Raw genomic sequence first — 23,081 nt, forward strand, 5'->3', positions numbered from 1 at the left:
CAACAGAATGAAATATTTTATAGTTTTACAATACAAAATGAGGGTATAATTCTGTCCAACGTTTGGGGAGACTTACACGATGATGTGCGATAAAGAAATAGATACCGCTATAGATCATTAATAGAACTAGGAAGAAATTAACGATCTGTGCTAAAAATTCGTTGGTTCCCACAGCGTTGCTAAGTTTTATACCTAATCCAGCAATTAAAATCGTTAGTAGTAAAAACGAAAAATAATGCAGTGTAAAAATACCATGATCGAAATACCACCATTTTTTCTTGTTGTGGAAAATCCATAAAAAGAATGCAAAAATCGGAAGATAGATGAACAATGCCTTCGGTAGATTGTGGAAAGAGGTTTGTGAAATTTTGGTGTAGATTTCACCTTTTTTGACACCTTGTTCTTTTAGTTCAAAATATTTGTGAGCGAATGCATCTTGGAGCCATGTCAAACCTGCGATTTTATTTTTTGTGCTTTTGTCATAATCCTCTTGTGTTTTGTAATCAAGAAAATTACCATCTTCGCTAATGCCATTATCAGCATCAATTAATTCTTTCCAGCTAAAACTAACCTCTTCATCTGTACTATTTTTATTAATGATTGTTCTTAGAGAATCAATTTTGTTATTAACAATAGAGTCGGAGAGCTGCTTATTGCTAGGTTTTTTTAATCCTTCAGCACTTCCAGTAATATTTCGCGTTTTGCTTGTGATTCTTTCTTTGCAGCGGTGGCTTCATTTTGTGTTTTGTACGGATTATGTGTACTATCAAAATGAATAGTTGAGAAAAACGCAAATAAAAAAAAAGTGACAAACCTGACCAAAATGTATAACTTAACTGGAGGGACAAATATTTGACGTTTGCCTTCTATATAGGTGTTGGTAAGCTTTCCTAGCTTGAAAAGACGATTTTTAATTGTTCCCCAGAATTGTCCGTTATAGTGTGTTAAATCCTCTATGAAATGGGTGAATAAAAAACGAAATGGCTGTCTTGTTTCTGTATTTTCTTAACCACAATGTGTACAAAATCTTTCTTCTACATAATCTCCGCAATTAAGACAATCTTTCTCATGCCTGATTTTTCCGTGGCTCATAATGTGATGATGTTTTCAAGCACAAATAAAATTTTTCTGTTCAAATGATATTTAGAAAAAATGATTAACGGTAAATGAATGCAAAAAATGTTTGTAATTGGCTTTTATTCCATCGTGATAAATGTATAATATAATAAGCTGATAAGTAACACTGAAAAGAACAGAAGATTAAAACTTAGTAAGCCAACTGCTGTAATAACACCAATGATGCTTTTTTCATCAAAGAACTTTTGGTAAGCTATTACGAAATGAAAAATTACAAATATGATAATTCCATATTGTAAGAACATAATAACTTGGTCTATAAAATCAATTTTTGAAATAATTTGTAAGCTTTCTAATAGGTACCAAACAAAAAAACTTATAATTAATAAAGTAAAGTAATGTATCGAGAAAATACTGTTGATGAAATAAGTGTAATTTTTCCTGTCAGAAAATATCCATAGCACAAGTGCAAACACGGGAAGGTAAAGGAATAATGCTGTCGGAATGTTGTTGACGAATTTGGATAATAATTTTTCGCTGATAAGATCGTCCGACCAACCTTCTTTTTTTAAAGAAAGTAATTTTTCATAAAAAGGATGATACAAAAAATATACATTTGGATGCTCTTGTAATGTATTTTGATCCATTTTCGAAACAACATCTTCTGTTAATATTTGCATATCATCTTCTGGTTCGTAATAGAATCTAAAGCTTTGTGTATGATGCAGGCTGTATAAAAATGAAGTTACAAAAAACACAATAAAACTTACAGCTATATAAAACCTAACGGGTTCTAGATGGCTTGCACGTCGTCCTTTTGTGTATTCTTTGGTTAAAAATCCAGGCTCTTTTATTAAAGTTTTAGTGCTTTTTATAAGGTTTTTGTCATATTTAGCCTTAGTTTGAAAATATGAAAGAAAAGCAAAATAGAAAGGCAAATCCAAGATTAAGTTTTCTTGTCCACAATGCGAACAGAATCTTACTTCAACTATATTGCCACAGTTGAGGCAATTATTCTCACTGCGTAAGTTTTTGGTTTTCATGGGTTAGTTTTAACAAATATACTAAGTTTTTCAGTAGTATATCTTATTATATTGTTTTGACAATTTTAGACGTTTAGTGTAGTTAAGTTAAATAATTAAAAGAATGAGATTTAATTTAGATTTTTATTAGAAATATTGAAAAGGATTTTTTATTCCAAAAATATTACTTACCTTTGCACACCTTTTATAGGGAAAAATTATGTTTAATCGTAAACGATAAATTGTGAATACATTAAGTTACAAAACCGTATCGGCAAACAAAGCTACTGCAAATAAAGAATGGGTTGTAGTAGACGCTGCTGGGCAACCATTAGGACGTATGGCTTCTAAAGTTGCAAAGATTTTGAGAGGTAAGCACAAAACGAATTACACGCCACATGCAGATTGTGGTGATAACGTAATCGTTTTGAATGCAGAGAAAGTAGAACTTTCTGGAAACAAGTGGGATGATAAGACTTATATCTGGCATACAGGGTATCCAGGTGGACAAAAGTCGATGACTGCTGCAGAACTTATGAAAAAAGACAACCTTAAAGTTGTTCAAAAAGCAGTTAAAGGTATGCTTCCAAAAAACAGATTGGGTAGCGCTATCCTTAAAAATCTTCATGTATATGAAGGGACTGAGCATAAGCACGAAGCTCAACAGCCAAAAGTAATCAACCTTAACGAATTTAAATAATAAGTATGTCTACAGTACACAAAATCGGAAGAAGAAAAACTTCTGTAGCTAGAGTATACGTAAAACCAGGTGCTGGTAACATCACTATTAATGGTAAAGACGTTAAAGAATACTTCGGTACAGATGTTTTAGTATATAAAACAAACCAACCATTTTTATTAACAGAAACTGTAGGTCAGTATGACGTAACAGTTAATGTTTTCGGTGGTGGTATCACAGGTCAAGCTGAAGCTATCAGATTAGGCGTTTCAAGAGCTCTTTGCGAAATCAACGAAGAATTCAGAGGGATGTTAAAACCTCACGGTGTTCTTACTAGAGATTCTAGAATGGTTGAAAGAAAGAAACCAGGTCAGAAAAAAGCAAGAAAGAGATTCCAATTCTCAAAACGTTAATTTTTTTCAGACATCAGATTGGAGATGTCAGATTTCAGATTTTTTGTCTGCTGTCTCATATCTAAAATCTATTAATCTAACTTTAAAAATTGCCCGTTACGTTTAGCATCCAAACGCTTCTCCCATCTATAGAAGTTGTTGATTGTTTAAGAAACGGAAAGTAAACTAACAAAAAAAGAAAACATGGCAAAAGCAAATGTAAAAGACCTTCTAGAGGCTGGCGTACACTTCGGTCACATGACTAGAAAGTGGAATCCAAATATGGCTCCATACATTTTCATGGAGAAAAACGGTATTCACATCGTAGATTTACATAAAACTGCAGTTAAATTGGACGAAGCTTGTAACGCTTTAGAAAAAATAACTTCTGCAGGTAAAAAAGTTCTTTTCGTAGCGACTAAAAAGCAAGCGAAAGAAGTTGTTGCTAAACATGCAGCAGAACTTAACATGCCTTACATCACAGAAAGATGGCCAGGTGGTATGTTGACGAACTTCGTAACTATCAGAAAAGCGGTTAAGAAAATGAACGCTATCGATAAAATGAAGAAAGATGGTACTTTCGAAACTTTATCTAAAAAAGAAAGATTACAAGTTGATCGTCAAAGAGCTAACTTAGAAAAGAACTTAGGTTCTATCTCTGATATGGTGCGTCTTCCGTCTGCTATCTTTGTAGTAGATATTATGAGAGAACACATCGCTGTTACAGAAGCTAAAAAATTAGGTATTCCAGTTTTCGGTATCGTTGATACTAACTCTGATCCTAGAAAAGTTGACTTCGTTATCCCAGGAAACGATGATGCTTCTAAAGCTATCGATATGGTACTTTCTGTAGTATCAGAATCTATCAAAGAAGGACAATCTCAAAGAAAAGCTGAGAAAGAAAAATCTAAAGAAGAAGGGGAGAAGGCTACAGCAGAAAAAGATGCTGACTTCGAAGCTTAATCAACAGATTAATTGAAATAAAAAAAGGTTCAGAATTTATTCTGAACCTTTTTTGTTTTATTAATTGTAAATACAAAAAACTTAAGTACCAATACTTAAAATTATATTTTTTGAGATTGTTTTTTTTGAAGCATAAATCTTATCACAAACATTACAACTGAAATTATATTCACCTTTGTCTAATGTAAAGTACATGTTGCTTTTTGACGGAACAGCAATGTCTTTATGAGAAGATCCTCTTACGTTAAGAATAAGATTACATGCAGAATTATTTTCAAATACAATAATAACATCATTTTCTTCCGGATCTTTACCATTAATAATGTCATTAATTAAATCAACAAAATGTTGTAGTTGTTTAGCTTTATTCTCTAGTAACAGTTTATCATACAATGCTTGATTCATCGTATAAATAGGTTGGTTGAAATTTGGAGTAGGATGAACTGCTCGTGCTGACATTGCAGGGCCGAGATCACTTTTCATCCAAGATTGATTTTTTAATGTAGTAAGACGTTTTTTTAGAAAAGTCAAGTACTGATCATCACTATGAGCTTTACTAATATATTGTTGTATTTCTGATATATTATTACTTTTTGTGATATGATTTTTAGAATTATTGATAGTACATTGACTTAGCAAGAGTCCGGAAAATGCTGATAAAAGCAAGTTTTTCATGATTTAATTTGAAATCTGATATAGGTTATAGTTTTTCCTTTTGCTGAGAATAATTGCTCGTAATAAGTCTGTATTTCTCTTAGAAGTGGTGTTCCTGGTTCGTACTCTGGTGCACCATAAATATCGTGATGAGCTGTGATAATATTGTGTCCTGCGCCTTGCAAATAACCTAATGTATATCCATGTAAAAATTCTGAATCTGTTTTTAGATGAACAACACCTTCTTTCTTCATGATTTTTTTATAACGATCAAGGAAGTCAGGATGGGTAAGACGATGTTTTGTACGTCTGTATTTTATCTGTGGATCTGGGAAAGTAATCCAAATTTCGTCGACTTCATTTTCTGCAAAGAAGTGTTCAATCAATTCGATTTGAGTTCTTAAAAAAGCGACATTATTCATTTCAGATGTATGAGCTTCTTTTGCCCCAAACCAAAAACGAGCGCCTTTGATGTCAATACCAATAAAGTTTTTTTGGGGAAAAGCTTTGGCTAATCCAACACTGTATTCACCTTTTCCGCAGCCGAGTTCTAGGACAATAGGATTATCATTTTTAAACACGTCCTTTCTCCAATTTCCTTTTAAGGGATAATTGTTAAGTGCTTCCTCGCGGGTTGGTTGAAAGACGTTAGGTAATACTTTATTCTCTTCGAATCTTGCTATTTTATTCTTGCCCATTTTGAATTTTAATGAATTCAAAAATAAGAAAATTTAACTTAGCTTTAACAATTATTATGTTAAATTACAAGGCAGAATCGGTCAAATGTGAATTTCGTAGACGTCTTTGATAAATTGGAAGATAACGTTCGATATAAGGCTTCACCGCTTCGTAATTACCAGCTTCTGTCAAATAAGAAATATTATCTGAACTATAGATGAATTGCAAGAAATTTGGGATGAATTCTTTAGGGATTTTTAAACGTGTAAAATAGTCGTCGCCAAAATACTTTTGAATACCACTAATGCTTTTTTCCATCTTTTCATATTCATAAAGGCGCTTTTTCTTTTTCGCTTCCCCAGATAACATGTCGTAAAGACTGCTTATGCTAAGACTGTATCCGCCATCGCGAAAGCCTAACAACGACTCTTGAGGCGAGGTGCCATCACCCTTCGGCGCAGGCAGTCCAATAACTTTTCGGAGTTCGTAAGATGTGTCCGTACTTTTAAGACTGGTTACATCTTTTCTCAAATTTCCGCTAGCTTTAAAGGCTGATACAACAACTTCTTGTATTTCGTAGTAGGCGATGCTCAACTCAACGAAGTTTTTATTTAATGCTAATAATTCGTTGGTTAAAGTAATGTCTTTTCGATCGGTGATAATTGAGGTGAATCTAATAACGTCGCCACTTTTTGCAGGAATACTAAAATTTCCGTTATAATCTGCTAAAACCGTGTTTTGTGTATTAAGATTGGTTACATAAAACTGATTAAGAAAAAGATTGGAATGATCTCTCAAATAGATTTCCCCATTGTAAGTTTGAGCTTTTAGAGAAAAGCTAAATATCGTGATAAAAAGTAGTAAAAGTTGTTTCATTTCGAGAAGCAAAAGTATTGAGAATTTTCCCTATTTGTTGTGTTTATGATAAATAAAAAGGGTTAAAGTTATATTAAACTTTAACCCAGAATTGTTAATTTGTTATAATTAAATTTTTAGTGATAGATTTTTTAATTGTTTTTAAGTAAAATCCAACCTTTTTGCTGAGTTGGCGAAGGTGCGCCAAGATCTGTCCATTCCAAAATGTACCAATAGGTGTCATTTGGCAGCGGTTTACCATTGAGTTTTCCGTCCCAGATGTAATCTTTTTTCTCTGCAGAATCATATACTTTTTTACCATATCTATCGATAATGATAAACTTAGCATCCGTTTTTGATTTTAATTCAGAATAATCAACATAATCATTTCGACCGTCGCCATTTGGCGTAATGGTATTCTGTATTTTGAGAATGCTAAAGTTTGCCGTTGTTGGGGCGCAATTACTAGACGTTTTTACCGATACCGTATAGAGGCCAGGTGTGCTAACATCCGGAAAAACATTTTTGATACTAAACGGGCTGTAATATGACGGCCCTTCGAGTGCATATTCGTATGGAGGAACACCACCTTCTGCTTTTACTGTAACCGTTGTACCATCAATAATTATAGCTGTAATTTTTGCCGATTCAGCTTGAGTTACTTTAACTGGTTGAGAATATTTGCAGCCATTTTGTGCTTCAAGGACGACAACATAATTTCCTATTGAAGCATTATAAGTTTCTTTATCCCAAATTGGCGTATTAAGATCTTCCGCTTTGTACCAAACATGACTTCTGAAACCCGAACCAACTTTTAAATCGATGGTTGTACCGCTACAAATCGATTCGTCTTTAAGTTCTGTTGAAGCTTCTGGACGATTGATGTTGATTGTTAATTCTGCTAAAATAGGGCATAAGCCAGTTGATGACGAAATACGCAAATAATAAGTTTTTGTATTTGTAAATGTCAAATCTGAACTTGTTACAATATCGTTGTTATTTTGAGCACCAGATTTTGAGTTGTGATAAGTAAAATTTAAACTTTGATCAGTTGTGAAGTTAGTTCTGTAATTATCAAGATTGCTAACTGTGTATTTTCCTTCCAGATCGCCACATTCTGGAATCGTTTCTTTATCTTTTAATAACGAAATTTTAGGGCCGACTTTTAATGTGATTTTTGCTGAAGCTTCTGCGCAATGCTTTGGTTTTACTTTTACCCAAACATCTGCTGTGTCAGTTGCAAAAGACCACTTGTCTGTTGTGATTAGATATGAAGAAGTCATTGCTGCATTTGTATAATATTTAATATCATCAAAATGCGAACTGTTTGTAAGGATATAGGGTGTCACATCTGTCGAGAATGTTACATCTGCTTTGCCATCAAGGTCGTTATCACAAAAAGTTCTAGTCAGTCTAGTTGTATCCAAATCAGGTTTTGGTTCGCCGATAACTTCCACGACGTCAGATTTTGTTGGACAAGGCGCACTTGCAGATTTAACAATGACAAAATATTTACCAGGTTTAACAGTGATTGTTCTACTGTTAGTAATCATTGTGCTAGGATCATTGTCATTATACCATTCCCATGATGTGTGGCCAGCTCCTGCATCTAGAGTATAAGTTGAAGTGCCATCATCGCAAATGCTGTAAGGCGCACCTGCGAAAGTTGGCTTAGGAGGACTTTGACGTGATAATTCTAACTTAAAAATTCTTGCACAATACGTCGCATTCCAAACTCTAAAGTAAAAGGTGCTAACGCCATCTGCGATATTAAGCGTTGTCGGATTGTTAACTGTTATGCCATCTATATTATTTTGAGCATCAGAAAGGGATTTGTAATAAGTTCCGCTTAATCCTGTTTCGTGAGTGAATTTACTTAGATAATCGTAAGCGTTAACATCATTACAAACATTTTCTTTATAGGTTTCTGTTCCGCCAGTTGCATCGGGAATTGCGTTGCCAATTTTTAATTCAACTTCTTTGATGACAAGATCGCAGTCAGATTCTACACGAACCCAAATTTTATTATTGCTAGGCGTGAAGATATATGGCGTGTTTTGTGGTAATGCATTAGTAGGTGCTTCAGCATCAGGTTTTGATTTAAAAAAATTAATTGTAAAACCAGCAGAGTTTGTCATAATACCACCAATAACATCATTAAGAATCGCTTGATAATTGCCATCTAGTTTGCCATCTTCCTCGTCGCAATGGAGCTTTGTGTAGTTTTCGGGTTTAACATCAGGAGCTGACATAATTTTTAAAGTCACTTTTCTGACAGCATGACAACCTAAAGTATTTTCAATTCTTGCATAGACAATTGTGCCATCTATTGCAGGATAGGGGCTTGAAATTTCTTCTAATGCAACTTGGTTTTCTGCTCCAGTTGGCGATGTATAGTATCTAACACTTTTGAAATTTGGTACTGTTGTGTACTTGGTTTTTGTTAAATCAAAACTCGCAGAATTTGTAGTCGAGCATTCTCCAACGGTCGTGTCTGTTGCAATAATTTGGTTAATAATAATTGTATGTTTAACCTTTTCTGTCACTGTTCCGGAAGCGTTGGAAATATTGTATTCTATCTCATCGGTTTGGTTGGTAATATCTTGATTAGGAGTATAAGTAAAAGTGGCACCACTAACAACTACAGTTCCTTTGGTTGGTTGTTTTGTAATGTTAATACTTGCAACGGCTTCGCCTGTATTGTATTTAAAACTTGGTGTAAAAGTTTTCACGCCACAGATGCTGTCTGTGACCTCTTTTTTGCAATTTTCAAATTTATAAGGCAAAGTTTCTTCGGGATCACAAGAACCTTCTGTTATACGACATTTATATGTTCCGGGTTTTGTTGGTTTAAAAATGTGAGGACTTGCAGCCTCTGTTAGGATAGTTGTAGGATCGTCAACGTTGAACCATTCATACTTGGTGTAACCTTGCGGTAGCTCTAAAATCGCGTATGGAATGCAAGCATTTTCATCTACATTTACAATTAAAGGTATTCTAGTGAAACCTGCAAAAAAACCACCGTAACCAACATTAGAATCTCCTGCCGAAATACCAGCAGTAACCGCTTTGGTCGACTCAACTGAGATATTGCCAGTTACATTTAGTATCGAATAAGTGCCCCAATCAGTGGCACCAGAAACAGGTTTTAAATCTGAAGGATTAATAGTTTGAATAATAGTAGAGCCATTTTTTACTATAACCGTAGCGCCTTGTTGCGTAATGATGTTTAGTTTGGTAGTATAAGATTTTGGACCAATCTTGTCAATATCAGAAATTTCATCAATAACTTTTGGAAGATAGCAACTGATAGGTGGAATAAAATTCATACCTCCAGTAGAGACGGCTTTAATGGTTTCTATACCATTTTTAGTGTCATTTTCTACGCCAGCCATTAATTGGTAGACATATATTTTCTTTTTATCTTTCGTTTTGATGTATAGATTGTAATGATCGCTACCTTGAGGTTTGTATTTCGTATCGTCTATTCTGAAGTGGTCTCCTGGATTAGCAAGTGTCGCAATTGGTGATGTTTCATTATTAACGTAGATATCGGTATTTGGCTGGGTAGCGACTACAATAGCGCCTTCCATATCGTTGCCAATTTTACCATAACCTTTAACGATAATAAATTCGTCGCCTAGTTTATCGGTTGGTACTGATTGATCCATCAATATATCTGATCCGTCTCCACTAAATGCAATTTTTGACTGTTGCCCATTGAAGTTACCATTAGTCACCGAAATTGGTTTATCAGCAGTTATATGCGCTCCTGTAAAGGCATCTAAGTTACTAAGATTACTAAGACTTTTCCCTTGCAAAATATAAGATTGTCCTCTGTTGAGCGTTACTGTGTATGAAGCCTGTGTAGGAACATTATTAAAAACTAAAGGTTTTTTGAATCCATCTATTTTTACGAGCGTATTGTCTTGCGTTGCAATAACACTCGTCATAAAATTGAGATCTTTGTGACTAAAGTTATTTGGTGATACAACAGTGTAAAAAACACGACCTAAAGCTGCTTCACCTTTTGAAGTTAAAATCTCAGCATGTGCATCAACACCAAATCTAAAGTTTGCAAAAAAAGGAAAGTCAGCTCTAACATAAAGTCCCATGGTGCTAGCTTTTCCCAAAGCTGTAGCATCTTTTGTAATCATGTATTGACGATCGATGCCAATAGCCGCAGGACTACCTTTTTTGATATTGGCTTGATAGATTATCTTATTGTTGTTGTAGACATATACCGTAAATTCTGTTGCAGAATTTGTTGATAAATGTAAAAACTGAGTTAGCGGACTTGTGTTACCTTGATCATCGAACATCGGTGCGAACCAATGCTCTTTATCAAATTGTGCGGAAAACTGTGTGAAAAAAAATAGAAGTATAAACGCCGATAAAAACCTTTTCATTAAAATAATACTTATGCTAACAAATGTAACGATAAAATGGCAAAAGTATTATGGATAAAAGGCTTTTTAACTAAAAATTATTCGTGTTTTATTAATAATTTTTCAATAGAATCCAGCTTTTTAATTGTTGTGATTTTCCAGATGTTGGCTCTATCCAATCAGCAACATACCAATAGGTACCTGTCGGCAAAACGCGGCCGTTTTGTTTACCATCCCAAATAAATTGGTTGGCAGAATTACCTTCAAACACTAAAACACCGTTTCGATTATAAACTTTAAAACGAGCTTCGGTTTTATTTAATAATTCAGAAAGATTGATTACATCGTTTTTGCCATCGGCATTTGGGCTGATGACATTGGCAATATTGACTACCGAAAAATCTCTAGATACAAGCCCACAATCATCACTGGATTTGACGTAGATCGTATGGTTACCAAGCGACACATTTTTGAAAATCGAAGAATCTTGGAAGCTACCAGGAAATGTGTTGTCATCCAATGAATATTTGTAAGGCGCTGTGCCACCAATTGCTTTAATAGTCACGGTTGATCCATTAATCTCGATAGCATCTATAATAGCAGTTGGCGCTTGCTTGACTTCGACAGTTTGTGTATAAAAGCAAGCATTATAACCAAGTTTTACGGTGTATACGCCAACGGGTACATTTTCAATTTTTTGAGTGGTAGCATTGGTTTGTGTTATGGGGTCTTTAAAACTCCATTCGTACGATGTAAAGAAAGTGCTTGGGCTCGGGCCTTCGCCAGCATCTAAAGTTGTCGTTGTATTTTTACAGATTTTAACTTCTTTTGGCATATTAGATTTTGCTGGTTGCTTTAGAATGAATGTTATTTCTTCAATATCATCACACTTGTTAGGTTGGTTATAACGGATGTAATACTTATTCTGTGAGGTAGATGTTAATAGGACTTTAGTACTATTAAGTACATTATTTTGCTTTTTTGCATCTTCTTCGGTTTTATAAAATTGAGGTATTCCTTCTATGTTATCAGCGATGTCTTTATAATAATCCAAAAGGTCAATTTCTTTATAGCCTTCAAGTTTATCATCACAAATCGCAATATCCGAATGAGGCTTCGGTGTGCTGTTTGAATTTTTAGAGAATGTTATCTCTTTCGTAACTGGATCACAATTTCCAGGTTTCACCCAAATCCAGACACTTTTCGAATTCGTAGTAAAACTTATTTTATTAATTGGAACTTCATTCGGATTGTTCGTGTTTATTGGCTCATTTTCATAATACCTAATTTGAAAATTGGGATGGCTGTCAAGAATTTGTTTCGTGTTCTCATCATCCAAATTCACATTATAGATGTTATCAAAGTCTTCATCACAAACTTTAAAAGTTGTATTCATGAAATTAGGCATCGTTTGCCCTTCAATGTTAATTTGCCCTTTAATACTGCAAGCGCCATTAAGTTCAATTTCTACCTCGTAATATCCAGCATCTTCATATTTAACAAGATAGGTGGGAAAGTTACCTGACAAAATCTGAACCCCATCTTTGTACCATGTATATTTGGTTGCTCCAATTTCCGTCGCGTCAATTTGTCTGTTTTCGCCTGGACAAAGTGCATTACCATTATTTTCTGTCCAGTCACGCCCTAAATCTTTATTTCCAAAACTTCTACCTTTTAAAAAAACCGCTGAATCGTATCTTCCTTGTATATCACCATGGTCGGAAATTACTAATTTCATTCGGTATTTAACGCCAACTTCAATATTTGCAATTGCTTTTAACACTTTTGTTTCTCCATTAAAATTATGAGTTGGATACCTAGAATCATTAAAAGAACCAAAATATTGAATATTGCTTGGACATGTTTCAGCACCATTTATTGTTAGAGACGTTACAGGGATATTTGTTCCTGGTACGACAGCTATGTTTTTGAAAGGCTCTGTATTGTCAGCTTTTTTGATTAAAAAAGCAAAAGCATCAGAATAATTACAATTATCTGGTCGATATTCTTCTGACAAAAACATATACTCAAATGCAATACTGTTTTTATTTTTAGATATGAAATCAAATTCTAAAACCGTTGCGTTTAATAAATTATCTGTTGGTAGTCCTGCATTTTTTAGTGCATCAAACAAGTCTGGATCAGATTTCCAAGACGAATCCTTCTCGTCTTGTAGACTAGAATTTGGTCCAACTGCAAGATTCGCCATTCCTGTTGAAAGAATGATACCTTCGTTAAAAGCTAAGCTGGAATTATTTTTATTGAAATATCCCCAGCTTTTTTTACCTCCTCCAAATTCTTTCCCATAAATATTAATATTATCAACAGCGATACAACTTTGATTGTTCCCTACAAAAATATCTTTAACAAGTTGGTCTGCTGTATATGAAGTTGTATTAATACTAATACTTTGGGCATTTGATGAAAAATATCCAAATATTATTAGATTAAAAAGTAAAAGTTTATGGAGTAGATTTTTACACATTTTTTGCTTTCCTATTTTCTTGTTGAGAATTCGGGGCAACAAAATTACAATATTTAATATTGTTAAATTCTTTAATGTTATTAAAATAATTTTAAACAAAATAAAAATCCCAAGCTCGTAAAAACTTGGGATTCTAAATGAAAATATGAAAATGATTTAGCGTAAAATTTGTGTCGAAACTAGGCAAGAGCGCATTTTTTCGTAAGTCCGTTTGATGTCGTTGTCCAGTCCAATAGAAAAGCGGATAAGTCCGTCCGACAGTCCCATGCTTTTTCTTTCCTCTTCCGGTATCTCTGACGAGGTTGAACTTCCGGATGCAGAAAATAATGTTTTGTAAAATCCAAGACTTACAGCAAGATAACCAAGGTTTTCGTATTGCATCATTTCCATGACTTCGTTGGCTTTTTGGGTTGTGCCTACGTCTAAAGTCAACAGGCCGCCATAGCCATATTCTTCGCGCATCATCGATTTGTAAAGCTGATGATCTTTGTGAGATTGTAGACCTGGATATTTAACAACCAAGCCATCTTTTTCGAACATTTCTGCAAGATAAAGCGCATTGTGGCTATGTTGCTTCATTCGGATGTGAAGTGTTCTTAGGTTTTTAAGAATATTGGCAGCGCGCAAACTATCCATTGTCGGACCAAGAAGCATACAAGCACCAGTGTTTACATTTTTAAGATCGTTAATGAAATCTTGCGTTCCACAGATGACACCGCCAACTGTATCGCTGCTTCCGTTAATGAATTTTGTTAAACTATGGATAACCACATCAGCGCCTAATTCTTTAGGAGAAATACATAACGGAGAAAACGTGTTGTCAACAACCAGTTTTAGATTGTGTTTTTTTGCGATTTGCGATAAAGCTGCAATGTCAGCAACTTCCAAAAGTGGATTGCTAACAGATTCGCAGTACAATACTTTTGTATTTTGCGTGATGGCTGCCTCCACCAAATCCAATTTTGTAATATCAACAAAACTCGTGTTGATGTTATAGTCTGGAAGAAAATTCTTCATGAATGCATAAGTCCCGCCGTAGATTGTTCTACTAGATACAATATGATCGTTTGATTTGCAAAGTTGCATTAATACCGACGTTATCGCACCCATTCCCGAAGCGGTTACATTCGCAGCTTCTGTAGCTTCCATTTGTGCAAGAGCTTCACCCAAGTACAAATTGCTAGGCGAGGAGTGGCGAGAATATAGATAGCAGCCATCTGTATTCCCTTCGAAGGTGTCAAACATCGTTTTGGCTGATAAAAATGTATAAGTCGAACTATCAGAAATGGAAGGATTAACGCCTCCAAATTCCCCGAAGTATTGTAAATCTTGAATGTTGTTAGCTGGATCGAATGTGTTCACGTTGATTATTTTATACAAATATTGCAGAAAGTATTAATTTTTACAAGCTGTTGATTAATATTTGGATAATATTACAATGTTTATATTGTTTGTTAGATTTTATTGCGTAAATTTGATTTAAAACTATCTGCTTAATAGAATATTTTATGAATCTCGACGATACTGACAAAAAACTTTTGATGCTTCTACAGGAAGATTCAAAAATGACAACTAAAGAAATCGCTAATCAGCTTAATCTTTCGGCAACTGCAGTATACGAAAGGATTAGGAAGCTTGAAAAAAACAAAGTTATCAAAAAATATGTTGCATTAATCGATAAACAATTGGTTAATCGAGATTTTGTCGTTTTGTGTCACATCAAACTTACGCAGCACAAAAAAGAGTATTTGCAAGAGTTTGAAAAAGAAATTTCAGAACTGCAAGAAGTCATGGATTGCTTCCATGTGAGTGGAGACTTTGATTACATTCTAAAAATCGGTGTTGCTAATATTAAAGAATATCGAAGTTTTATAGTTAACAAGTTGACGGTCGTAAAACATATCGGAAGTTCTCACAGTGCTTTTGTTATTGGTGAGGTCAAATCCACAACAGCGGTTTCTATCATATAAAAAAACCAGTCAATTTTAATTGACTGGTTTTTATGTTTTTAAAGACTTAATCTAAGATTATAGGCTAACTCTTACGAATCCTACAACTTTAAGATCACCGTTAACTGACTTTACATAATCAGCTACTGACATACCACCATCTTTGATGAATGCTTGGTGTACCAAAGTGTTGTCTTTGTAGAATTTCTGCATTTTACCTTTAAGGATGTTATCGATAATGTTAGCAGGCTTACCTTCTTTAGTTAAGATATCTCTTTCTATTTCTAATTCTTTGTCGATAGTTTCTTGAGAAACTTGAGTCTCGTCAAGTGCGATAGGATTCATCGCAGCAGCTTGCATAGATACAGCTTTTGCAGCTTCTTCAGCGCCATCTACGTTTGCAGAAAGCGCAGTGATAGCAGCGATTTTGTTACCAGCGTGGATATAAGCACCTACGAAAGGACCTTCGATTCTTTCGAAAGCACCGATTTCGATTTTTTCTCCGATAACACCAGTTTGCTCGATTAATTTATCAGCAACAGTAATACCGTGGAAATCAGTAGCTAATAATTCTTCTTTAGAAGCAGCTGTGATAGCCATTTCAGCTAATTCGTAAGCTAACTCTACGAAAGCTTCATTTTTAGCAACGAAGTCAGTCTCACAGTTAAGAGAGATAATAGCACCTAACGTGTTATCTTCGTTAACTCTAGCGATTACAGCACCTTCTGTTGACTCTCTGTCAGCTCTATTAGCGGCAACTTTTTGTCCTTTTTTTCTTAAGATTTCGATAGCTTTTTCGAAGTCACCTTCTGCTTCTACTAATGCTTTTTTGCAGTCCATCATACCTGCACCTGTTGTGTTTCTTAGCTTTGCTACGTCTGCTGCTACTGGTGTATACATATTTGTAATGATTTTTATAAATTTTAAAAAAAAGTGATATATTTAATCGATTTTTTTTTGCGTGGCAAATATACTAAAATATCCACAAACTAAAAAGATAGATTCTACGTTAAAAATTGTAAATGTAATTTTGTGATCCATGAAGAAAATAGTTTTACTTGTTATGATTGCGGTTTCAGGGATGTATTATGCGCAAGTAAGTGTGTTTACAGCAATGAATTCTAATGACCCTAACGTGGTGCAATCTTTTATAACGGCAAATCCCAAGCATCCAAAAGTTCCGGAATTAGAAAAGAAACTTCAAGGTATGCGATATACAGTTGTGAGTAGTTCGGGCTCTGGTAACGATGCAGAAGCAAAGCCCAAAGTTTCTAAATTGACACCTGAAAAGCTTGAAAAAAATATCAACAAATCAAAAACATCAGAAAGTGCTGAGAAAACAGCGGCTATTTTAACGAACTTATTTAACGATAACAGAAACTCTAAGGAAGCGGTTTTACAAATCGTAAACAGATCTTCTTGTGAGTTAGTTGTAAAAGTTGCAGGAAAAAAGAAATATTACAATCTGAATGTACCGTCCAAAAACCAAAATTATATCCTTATTGAGAAAGGGAATTATAACTTAACAACTTCTATTTGCGGTGCCTCGTATACTTCTAATAAAAGTATTACTGCAAGTACAATCATTACACTTGGTAATAAATAACTAAAATTAATTATAAAAACCGATACAAAAACGCTTCAAATTTTTGAAGCGTTTTTATTTGATATAAACTATTCTAGTCAATCTTGCCTTCTCCAAATTTTTTGTAGATGTGTCTTTTTGCAAAACGACTTAGCAAATCTGCTTTCGACATTTTTTGAAGTTCCAATGCATTTGTATTTTTATCATTAAAATGTTGGGTTTTAGTGATAGAAAATATTTCATAATACAAAAGGAGCGATGGATGTTGTTAATTCGGATTGATGCTATAATAAAGACAAATGAAGGTTATTGGTTAGAGATTGCTTGCTGCTATGTCGATGGAATTCTTTTTTTTAATATACCTATTATTAGGTATGGTTTTAGACTAGCTTTTACTGTATTTTTACTATAGGCTAGCTGATAGACAGATGGTTGCTAATTCTAATGTTAATTCGAAGACATATAATCTTATCAATTTGCAACCAAATACAATGTATAAAGTTTTTATTAAACCAAGTTGTGCATCAGGAACACGGACAAGCGCTACGTTTTTTACAAAAGTATTATCCAGTAGAATCGCTTCACAAAATTAAAGTTGAAGTTTATCCAAATCCAGCAACTTCAATATTGTATTTTACTGAAGCACTTTCAGATCTTAAAATATTTGAGTCGGGTGGGAGAGCTGTAAAAGTCTTCGATCAAAATAATTTGAGTGTAAATGTTTCAAAACTTAGTAATGGCGTTTATACATTGATTGGATATAATGAAAAATTAGAAAAAATCACAAAAACCTTTATTAAAAAATAGTAAAAAAAATCCCCTCAACTTCTATTAGGGGATTTTTTATATTAGAATTTGAATTAATCAACCATGGCTTCTCCAGATTTTCTGTAAATGAAATTTCCGTAGATGTGTCTTCTTGCAAAACGACTTGGTGAATCTGCGTTCACCATTTTGATAAATGTATTTCTTGGAACACCGATGTATTCGTACATTTTACCATTCAAATGTTGAATTTTCAAGATTGATTTTTCGTAATCAAAATCTTCAATATTACTTTTAGAAATTGTTTCCCTGTATTCTTCTTTATATTTTTCTTGAGTTTCTTTATTGATGCTCACCAAAAAATGATAGGCTTCAATAACTGTCTTGCTTTTTTCTTCAGCTTCCAATTTCCCAACTTCATCATTGACGAATTTATCAGGATGCGAATCCTTCATCGTGTTTCTGTAAATGGTTTTCAACTCTTTAAGAGTTACATCTTTATCTACTCCAAGAAGTTTTCTGTGCTCACCAATTCTTTTCATTGTTCTAAATTTTAATGAATTCAGATACAATTACGTTCTGAATTTTGGAGTGCAAAAGTACAAATTAAATTTTGAATTTTAATGTTAAAAAATTGATAATGTGATAATTGGCATTTAATCATTTTTTGAGTTAATTGCTTATCTTTTTTAATATAAAACTTCAAAAAATGAATCTGTGTGCCGAGAAAATTGAAATCATCAAATGGATTCAATCATTAGAAAATCCAGCATTGATTGAAGAAATCAACAAAATCCGAAAAAGAAAATCTTTCGATTTCGAAAAGGAATGGGAAAGAGGGATTTCGGTTGCGGAAGCTCGAAAAAGAACTTCTGATTATATAAAAACTTTACCTTGGAAGAAATAAATATTATTCTTCAAAGCAATGTTATAGACTATTTGGAAGAATTGGTATTGACCTTGTTTCAAAATGAATATTTTGGATTTGAGGAAGATGCGCAAAAATATGTACAAAGAATATATGATTTCATTGAATACAATTTACCCATTTTTCCATTTAATAGCACACTCGAAAATTTATTAGAATTAGGATCTAAATATATTTTCTACAAAGCAAATACAAATACGACTTGGTATATTTTTTTTGAGAATTTTGGAAATCGCTACCTCGTTACTTTCATCACCTATAGCCATTCTGAATTGAAGAAATATTTGTAATTTTTTTCCATTAATATTGATCTAAAAAGAAAAATCCCCTCACTTTCGTGAAGGGATTATTTATTGCCAAACTCACTGAGTTTATTTTACTTCTTCGAAGTCAGCATCCTGAACATCGTCAGCACCACCGTTAGCAGCACCTCCTTGTTGTTGTCCAGCATCTGGTCCTGCTTGTTGACCTTGAGCGTACATTTCTTCTGAAGCTGCCATCCAAGCAGCATCTAATGCTTCAGTTTTAGTTTTTGTAGCATCAAAATCTTTAGCATCGAATGCAACTTTCAATTCTGCTGCTGCAGATTCGATAGCCGCTTTTTTGTCAGCTGAAAGTTTGTCACCAAACTCTTTCAATTGCTTTTCAGTTTGGAAGATTAATCCGTCTGCTTTGTTGTAAACCTCGACCTCTTCTTTTTTCTTAGCATCAGCAGAAGCATTTTCTTCAGCTTCACGCTTCATTCTTTCGATTTCTTCATCAGAAAGACCTGAAGAAGCTTGGATTTTAATCGATTGCTCTTTACCAGTTCCTTTATCTTTTGCAGAAACGCTCAAGATACCGTTAGCGTCGATATCGAAAGTTACTTCGATTTGAGGAACTCCTCTTGGCGCTGGTGGAATATCTGTTAAATCAAATTTACCAATCTCTTTGTTATCGTTAAACATTGGTCTTTCACCTTGTCCTACTCTGATGCTTACCGCAGGTTGATTATCAGAAGCAGTAGAGAATACTTCAGATTTCTTAGTTGGGATCGTAGTGTTTGCTTCAATTAATTTAGTGAAAACAGAACCCATAGTTTCGATACCTAAAGAAAGCGGAGTAACATCTAATAGAAGTACATCTTTTACATCACCTGTTAAAACTCCTCCTTGGATTGCAGCACCAATTGCTACTACTTCGTCTGGGTTTACACCTTTTGAAGGTTTTTTACCAAAGAATTTTTCTACTTCTTCTTGGATGATTGGGATTCTTGTAGAACCACCAACCAAAATCACCTCGTCGATATCAGATGTTGATAAACCTGCATCAGATAAAGCTTTTTTACAAGGCTCCATTGATCTTCTTACCAAATCAGCAGATAATTGCTCGAACTTCGCTCTTGTTAAAGATTTAACCAAGTGTTTAGGTCCAGAAGCTGTTGCTGTGATATATGGCAAGTTGACTTCTGTTTGAGTTGAAGAAGATAACTCAACTTTTGCTTTTTCAGCCGCTTCTTTTAAACGTTGAAGTGCGATAGGATCCGCTTTAAGATCTACTCCTTCTTCAGCTTTAAATTCTTCAGCCAACCAGTTGATGATAACATCATCAAAGTCGTCACCACCAAGGTGTGTATCTCCATTTGTTGACAATACTTCGAATACACCATCACCTAAATCAAGGATTGAGATGTCGAAAGTACCACCACCAAGGTCATACACTGCAATCTTTTGATCTTTATGGGCTTTATCAAGACCGTAAGCCAACGCTGCAGCTGTAGGTTCATTGATAATTCTTTCGACTTTAAGACCTGCGATTTCTCCAGCTTCTTTAGTAGCTTGTCTTTGTGCATCGTTAAAGTATGCAGGAACGGTAATTACCGCTCTTGTAACTTCTTGACCTAAATAATCTTCAGCTGTTTTCTTCATTTTTTGAAGAATCATAGCAGAGATTTCTTGAGGTGTATATTCTCTATCGTCGATTTTTACTTTTACAGTATCGTTTGGTCCAGCAACTACTTTGTAAGGTACTCTTGTGATTTCTGAAGCGTCATCTTTAAAGTGCGTTCCAATAAATCTTTTGATAGAGTAAACCGTTTTTGTTGGGTTAGTTACCGCTTGTCTTTTTGCAGGATCACCTACTTTTCGCTCGCCATCTTCTGTAAATGCTACAATAGATGGTGTTGTTCTTTTCCCTTCTGCGTTAGGGATAACTACAGGGTCTTTACCTTCCATTACTGCTACGCAAGAGTTGGTAGTTCCTAAGTCAATTCCGATTATTTTGCTCATATTTTTATTTTTTTAGTTTTAAATTGTTGTTAAACATTTCTCAATCTTTGTGCCATTGAGAATTGCTGACATAATTTGTTGTAAACAATGACATATTGTCAGTTTTAGACAATAGTTCGTTTAAAATAGACGTAAAAAGAGTCATCATTTTCGAGTTTTAATTTTTTACGAAGACGATAACGTGTGTTATTGACACTATTTGCGGAGATGTTGAGTGCCGAAGCGATTTCTTTTGAGTTAAAACCTTCATAAAATAACGAAATCAAATTAATATCAGCTGTAGTTATTTCTGGAAATTGCTGTTTTAATTTAACAATAAGTTCTTGAAGATTAGATTTAGAAATATTCTTAATTACCGAGCTTTGATTGGTAAGATTTGCAAACTCTAATTTGATCTGGTTAAAATCGCTTTCAGTAAGGGTTTCCGTCTTTTTAATCTTGTAGAAAGATCTTCCAAAAAAGTTGTTCAGGCTTTCTGACTGTTTTACAAAAGATGATAAATATTGTTGATTAAGCGTGTCTTGTTCTTGGAGGATTATTTCTTTAAGAGGATTGTTTTGAAGTTCGATTTCGATAATTTTTTTGTCTTTTTCGATGCTAATAAGTTTGCGCTTGTTGTTTTTACGTAATAAATAAATACTGAAGGCAGGAATGACCAGCAACAGAGCCGAAATTATAAATATAATAATTACGTTGCTTAGATTTTAATTGTGACCCGTTGTGCATTTTGAAACATTTTAATATTTGATTCGTCAATTCGAGTGTTTTTTCGTAACAGAGTGAAGAAAAAATGTATCGAGAATAGATTTATCTTCAAAATTACAAACTTCTCGATACGATTTTTTTAAAAAAATCTACTCGAAGTGACGAAAACACCTCAAAATGCACAACGGGTTTAATTGTGATAAAGAAAGCTCTTTGGTTTAGACATCGTTTTCTAGCTCAACCAGTTTAATTTTATCACCTGCTGCTTTTTTCGGCTTGCGAAATAGGAGGTCGTAGTATTTTTTTGTGTGTTCTAAAGCTTTGTACGGGTTTCCAATCTCTGCGTAATATTCTTTATAATCGCCATAGATGGTCACAAGATTATCATCTATCTTATATTATTTTAGCACTTCTATATTTTTCGTAGTAGACATAGCCGACATTTTGATAAATTTTTATAAGATTGAGCGTGTCTTTTTGGCTTTCTAAAAGTGGAGTAGATTGATGAAATTTTCTGATTTTTCGGCCAAGACTGGTTTATACATTGGCTTGCTTAAGTATGGCTTGACCTTGTTTTTTTATATTGTTGGTCTGCTTTGCTGCAACTTCAGCATCTAGAAAATATTAATAAGCTTTTTTGAGATTTCCCTTTTGTCCCCAAAAAACACCAAGACTAAGATAAGTGTCTGCTAACCATTCTTTATTATTTTGCTTCAGCGAAATTTCTAGATTCTTGTTAAGTAATGAAAGCGGATAATTGGTATCTGTAAAATTATTTTTATTAACAATTCTATTGACTTCGAGGATGGCATTTTCTTGATAAACCATTGTAATGACTTTTTTTAGACTATCACTTTCTTAAAGTTGGGCAGGTATTAAGCTGAAGCTGGCTAATACAATGATAAAGCTTAGTAGATATTTATTTAGCTTGTTGAACATATACCTAGAAAAGTTTTTTTTATCTTAAACAAGCAAATGTATTAAATTATTAAATAAGAAAAAGCTGTCTCCGATGAAGACAGCTGTTCAAAATTTAGAAAAACTTAAAGATTATTCTTTAACAACTTTTTCTGTTGTAACATTCGAGTTTAGATCTTTCATTTTTACAATGTATACACCTTTAGGCAGATTTGCGAATGAAATGCTTGATTGATTAAAGCTTGTTTTCAAACCCTTACCTTGCATATCATAGATTTGCGCCTCTACAATTTTTTCTTTCGAACTGATATAAAGAGTATTTTTAACAGGATTAGGATACACTTTTATTGTTTTTCTATTTACTTCTGCAGTTGCAAGAGTTGGTGTACATGCACCTAAAATTTGAAATATATTATCTACACCTTTACCATTGTCATAAATTTTTGGAGACCATGTTGCACCATTATTAGTTGATCCCATAGATGATAAGCTATCATCATCGATGTTGTATCCGACCCAACGGATAGGGTAACCATCGTCATTTGTTGTAACACTTAACCAATATTTTTTAGTTAAAACATCAGTTGGGAAATCATAAAGTGTTGGGAAATCAATTTGAATACCTTTAAGATTATCTAGCGTCGAATTAACTAAAATTGTCGAATAGTCATTTCAGTAAGAAAAATCATTAGTTGTCCATATTGTTTACTATGTTGTACCATTGTCAATCGACGATAGTACCTCAAAACTCATTAATTCTAACTCTGCGTC

The 23,081-nt window shown here is 33.9% G+C and carries 24 protein-coding genes; 8 read left to right on the forward strand and 16 right to left on the reverse strand.

All coding sequences use genetic code 11. The annotated features are described in order from the left end of the window. Nucleotides 1–25 precede the first annotated feature (25 nt). The 3 genes from AC23MB_RS12515 to AC23MB_RS12525 form a co-directional block, all read right to left on the reverse strand. Nucleotides 26–451, reverse strand: coding sequence for a hypothetical protein (locus AC23MB_RS12515; RefSeq protein WP_374329430.1), 426 nt, complete (start codon nt 449–451; stop codon nt 26–28). Nucleotides 452–666: 215 nt separating this feature from the next. Continuing rightward, nucleotides 667–957 carry a DUF3667 domain-containing protein gene (locus AC23MB_RS12520; RefSeq protein WP_374329443.1) on the reverse strand — a complete coding sequence of 97 codons (291 nt, stop codon included), beginning with the start codon at nt 955–957 and terminating at the stop codon, nt 667–669. A gap of 239 nt (nt 958–1,196) precedes the next feature. Beyond that, nucleotides 1,197–2,120, reverse strand: coding sequence for a DUF3667 domain-containing protein (locus AC23MB_RS12525; RefSeq protein WP_374329431.1), 924 nt, complete (start codon nt 2,118–2,120; stop codon nt 1,197–1,199). Between the two features lie 223 nt (nt 2,121–2,343). Between AC23MB_RS12525 and rplM the strand changes: the two genes are divergently transcribed. The 3 genes from rplM (at nt 2,344) to rpsB (ending at nt 4,133) form a co-directional block, all read left to right on the forward strand. Beyond that, nucleotides 2,344–2,799 carry a 50S ribosomal protein L13 gene (gene rplM, locus AC23MB_RS12530; RefSeq protein WP_409507967.1) on the forward strand — a complete coding sequence of 152 codons (456 nt, stop codon included), beginning with the start codon at nt 2,344–2,346 and terminating at the stop codon, nt 2,797–2,799. A gap of 5 nt (nt 2,800–2,804) precedes the next feature. Next, nucleotides 2,805–3,191 (forward strand): 30S ribosomal protein S9, encoded by a 387-nt coding sequence (gene rpsI / locus AC23MB_RS12535; protein ID WP_079667343.1) that lies wholly within the window; start codon nt 2,805–2,807, stop codon nt 3,189–3,191. 183 nt (nt 3,192–3,374) lie between these two features. Beyond that, nucleotides 3,375–4,133 carry a 30S ribosomal protein S2 gene (rpsB, locus tag AC23MB_RS12540; protein ID WP_079667344.1) on the forward strand — a complete coding sequence of 253 codons (759 nt, stop codon included), beginning with the start codon at nt 3,375–3,377 and terminating at the stop codon, nt 4,131–4,133. An 81-nt stretch (nt 4,134–4,214) separates the two neighbouring features. Here rpsB and AC23MB_RS12545 read toward each other — a convergent pair whose 3' ends face one another. The 6 genes from AC23MB_RS12545 to AC23MB_RS12570 all read right to left on the reverse strand — a co-directional run bounded on the left by AC23MB_RS12545 (nt 4,215) and on the right by AC23MB_RS12570 (nt 14,555). Then, on the reverse strand, nt 4,215–4,808 hold the full coding sequence (locus tag AC23MB_RS12545; RefSeq protein WP_313029337.1) for a DUF6759 domain-containing protein: 594 nt from the start codon (nt 4,806–4,808) through the stop codon (nt 4,215–4,217). Further along, nucleotides 4,805–5,485: a tRNA (guanosine(46)-N7)-methyltransferase TrmB gene (gene trmB / locus AC23MB_RS12550; protein WP_313029334.1), complete on the reverse strand. Its 681-nt coding sequence runs from the start codon at nt 5,483–5,485 to the stop codon at nt 4,805–4,807. The genes AC23MB_RS12545 and trmB overlap by 4 nt, the downstream gene beginning before the upstream one ends. A gap of 64 nt (nt 5,486–5,549) precedes the next feature. Beyond that, on the reverse strand, nt 5,550–6,341 hold the full coding sequence (locus AC23MB_RS12555; protein ID WP_487787451.1) for a hypothetical protein: 792 nt from the start codon (nt 6,339–6,341) through the stop codon (nt 5,550–5,552). Between the two features lie 131 nt (nt 6,342–6,472). Further along, the gene (locus AC23MB_RS12560) at nt 6,473–10,729 is read right to left on the reverse strand and encodes a T9SS type B sorting domain-containing protein (RefSeq protein WP_487787452.1); all 4,257 of its coding nucleotides are present in this window, start codon (nt 10,727–10,729) and stop codon (nt 6,473–6,475) included. A gap of 91 nt (nt 10,730–10,820) precedes the next feature. Beyond that, the gene (locus AC23MB_RS12565; RefSeq protein ID WP_487787453.1) at nt 10,821–13,193 is read right to left on the reverse strand and encodes a choice-of-anchor L domain-containing protein; all 2,373 of its coding nucleotides are present in this window, start codon (nt 13,191–13,193) and stop codon (nt 10,821–10,823) included. Nucleotides 13,194–13,349: 156 nt separating this feature from the next. After that, nucleotides 13,350–14,555, reverse strand: a complete 1,206-nt coding sequence (locus AC23MB_RS12570; protein WP_312322516.1) for an aminotransferase class I/II-fold pyridoxal phosphate-dependent enzyme — start codon at nt 14,553–14,555, stop codon at nt 13,350–13,352. A gap of 146 nt (nt 14,556–14,701) precedes the next feature. Here AC23MB_RS12570 and AC23MB_RS12575 point away from each other — a divergent pair, with 146 nt between their 5' ends. After that, complete coding sequence (locus AC23MB_RS12575; protein WP_312322518.1) at nt 14,702–15,163, forward strand: Lrp/AsnC family transcriptional regulator; 462 nt, start codon at nt 14,702–14,704, stop codon at nt 15,161–15,163. 57 nt (nt 15,164–15,220) lie between these two features. Here AC23MB_RS12575 and tsf read toward each other — a convergent pair whose 3' ends face one another. Further along, nucleotides 15,221–16,042 (reverse strand): translation elongation factor Ts, encoded by an 822-nt coding sequence (gene tsf / locus AC23MB_RS12580; RefSeq protein ID WP_312322519.1) that lies wholly within the window; start codon nt 16,040–16,042, stop codon nt 15,221–15,223. Nucleotides 16,043–16,181: 139 nt separating this feature from the next. On the opposite strand from tsf, the gene AC23MB_RS12585 reads away from it, so the two are divergent. Together AC23MB_RS12585 and AC23MB_RS12590 are read left to right on the forward strand one after the other, a co-directional pair. Further along, complete coding sequence (locus AC23MB_RS12585; RefSeq protein WP_313029313.1) at nt 16,182–16,748, forward strand: DUF6759 domain-containing protein; 567 nt, start codon at nt 16,182–16,184, stop codon at nt 16,746–16,748. Between the two features lie 498 nt (nt 16,749–17,246). Further along, nucleotides 17,247–17,534, forward strand: a complete 288-nt coding sequence (locus tag AC23MB_RS12590; RefSeq protein ID WP_312324790.1) for a T9SS type A sorting domain-containing protein — start codon at nt 17,247–17,249, stop codon at nt 17,532–17,534. 53 nt (nt 17,535–17,587) lie between these two features. Here the strand turns inward: AC23MB_RS12590 and AC23MB_RS12595 are convergent, their stop codons facing one another. Next, nucleotides 17,588–18,034: a KTSC domain-containing protein gene (locus AC23MB_RS12595; RefSeq protein WP_312324789.1), complete on the reverse strand. Its 447-nt coding sequence runs from the start codon at nt 18,032–18,034 to the stop codon at nt 17,588–17,590. Nucleotides 18,035–18,201: 167 nt separating this feature from the next. On the opposite strand from AC23MB_RS12595, the gene AC23MB_RS12600 reads away from it, so the two are divergent. Both AC23MB_RS12600 and AC23MB_RS12605 read left to right on the forward strand, forming a co-directional pair. Then, a complete protein-coding gene (locus AC23MB_RS12600; protein WP_312324787.1) occupies nt 18,202–18,399 on the forward strand; it encodes a hypothetical protein in 198 nt (65 codons plus the stop codon). Next, a complete protein-coding gene (locus AC23MB_RS12605; protein WP_313029306.1) occupies nt 18,387–18,710 on the forward strand; it encodes a hypothetical protein in 324 nt (107 codons plus the stop codon). Before AC23MB_RS12600 ends, AC23MB_RS12605 begins: the two co-directional genes overlap by 13 nt. An 81-nt stretch (nt 18,711–18,791) precedes the next feature. Here the strand turns inward: AC23MB_RS12605 and dnaK are convergent, their stop codons facing one another. The 5 genes from dnaK to AC23MB_RS12630 form a co-directional block, all read right to left on the reverse strand. Then, on the reverse strand, nt 18,792–20,687 hold the full coding sequence (dnaK, locus tag AC23MB_RS12610; RefSeq protein WP_487787454.1) for a molecular chaperone DnaK: 1,896 nt from the start codon (nt 20,685–20,687) through the stop codon (nt 18,792–18,794). A 104-nt stretch (nt 20,688–20,791) separates the two neighbouring features. After that, nucleotides 20,792–21,349 (reverse strand): helix-turn-helix transcriptional regulator, encoded by a 558-nt coding sequence (locus AC23MB_RS12615; protein ID WP_487787455.1) that lies wholly within the window; start codon nt 21,347–21,349, stop codon nt 20,792–20,794. A gap of 261 nt (nt 21,350–21,610) precedes the next feature. Continuing rightward, nucleotides 21,611–21,769, reverse strand: coding sequence for a hypothetical protein (locus tag AC23MB_RS12620; protein WP_374329134.1), 159 nt, complete (start codon nt 21,767–21,769; stop codon nt 21,611–21,613). A gap of 247 nt (nt 21,770–22,016) precedes the next feature. Next, nucleotides 22,017–22,220, reverse strand: coding sequence for a hypothetical protein (locus AC23MB_RS12625; protein ID WP_313029236.1), 204 nt, complete (start codon nt 22,218–22,220; stop codon nt 22,017–22,019). Nucleotides 22,221–22,442: 222 nt separating this feature from the next. Further along, the gene (locus tag AC23MB_RS12630) at nt 22,443–22,790 is read right to left on the reverse strand and encodes a T9SS type A sorting domain-containing protein (RefSeq protein WP_312324719.1); all 348 of its coding nucleotides are present in this window, start codon (nt 22,788–22,790) and stop codon (nt 22,443–22,445) included. Nucleotides 22,791–23,081 lie beyond the last annotated feature (291 nt).

Source organism: Soonwooa sp. T0.1_25 (assembly GCF_057652215.1).

Bases quoted from the DNA above. Each gene is read 5' to 3' on its own strand.
- AC23MB_RS12585 (WP_313029313.1), top strand. From the start codon at position 16,182: ATGAAGAAAATAGTTTTACTTGTTATGATTGCGGTTTCAGGGATGTAT.
- dnaK (WP_487787454.1), bottom strand. From the start codon at position 20,687: ATGAGCAAAATAATCGGAATTGACTTAGGAACTACCAACTCTTGCGTA.
- rpsI (WP_079667343.1), top strand. From the start codon at position 2,805: ATGTCTACAGTACACAAAATCGGAAGAAGAAAAACTTCTGTAGCTAGA.
- AC23MB_RS12555 (WP_487787451.1), bottom strand. From the start codon at position 6,341: ATGAAACAACTTTTACTACTTTTTATCACGATATTTAGCTTTTCTCTA.
- trmB (WP_313029334.1), bottom strand. From the start codon at position 5,485: ATGGGCAAGAATAAAATAGCAAGATTCGAAGAGAATAAAGTATTACCT.
- AC23MB_RS12545 (WP_313029337.1), bottom strand. From the start codon at position 4,808: ATGAAAAACTTGCTTTTATCAGCATTTTCCGGACTCTTGCTAAGTCAA.
- AC23MB_RS12565 (WP_487787453.1), bottom strand. From the start codon at position 13,193: ATGTGTAAAAATCTACTCCATAAACTTTTACTTTTTAATCTAATAATA.
- tsf (WP_312322519.1), bottom strand. From the start codon at position 16,042: ATGTATACACCAGTAGCAGCAGACGTAGCAAAGCTAAGAAACACAACA.
- AC23MB_RS12600 (WP_312324787.1), top strand. From the start codon at position 18,202: ATGAATCTGTGTGCCGAGAAAATTGAAATCATCAAATGGATTCAATCA.
- AC23MB_RS12595 (WP_312324789.1), bottom strand. From the start codon at position 18,034: ATGAAAAGAATTGGTGAGCACAGAAAACTTCTTGGAGTAGATAAAGAT.
- AC23MB_RS12625 (WP_313029236.1), bottom strand. From the start codon at position 22,220: ATGGTTTATCAAGAAAATGCCATCCTCGAAGTCAATAGAATTGTTAAT.
- AC23MB_RS12630 (WP_312324719.1), bottom strand. From the start codon at position 22,790: ATGGGATCAACTAATAATGGTGCAACATGGTCTCCAAAAATTTATGAC.
- AC23MB_RS12560 (WP_487787452.1), bottom strand. From the start codon at position 10,729: ATGAAAAGGTTTTTATCGGCGTTTATACTTCTATTTTTTTTCACACAG.
- AC23MB_RS12525 (WP_374329431.1), bottom strand. From the start codon at position 2,120: ATGAAAACCAAAAACTTACGCAGTGAGAATAATTGCCTCAACTGTGGC.
- rpsB (WP_079667344.1), top strand. From the start codon at position 3,375: ATGGCAAAAGCAAATGTAAAAGACCTTCTAGAGGCTGGCGTACACTTC.
- AC23MB_RS12575 (WP_312322518.1), top strand. From the start codon at position 14,702: ATGAATCTCGACGATACTGACAAAAAACTTTTGATGCTTCTACAGGAA.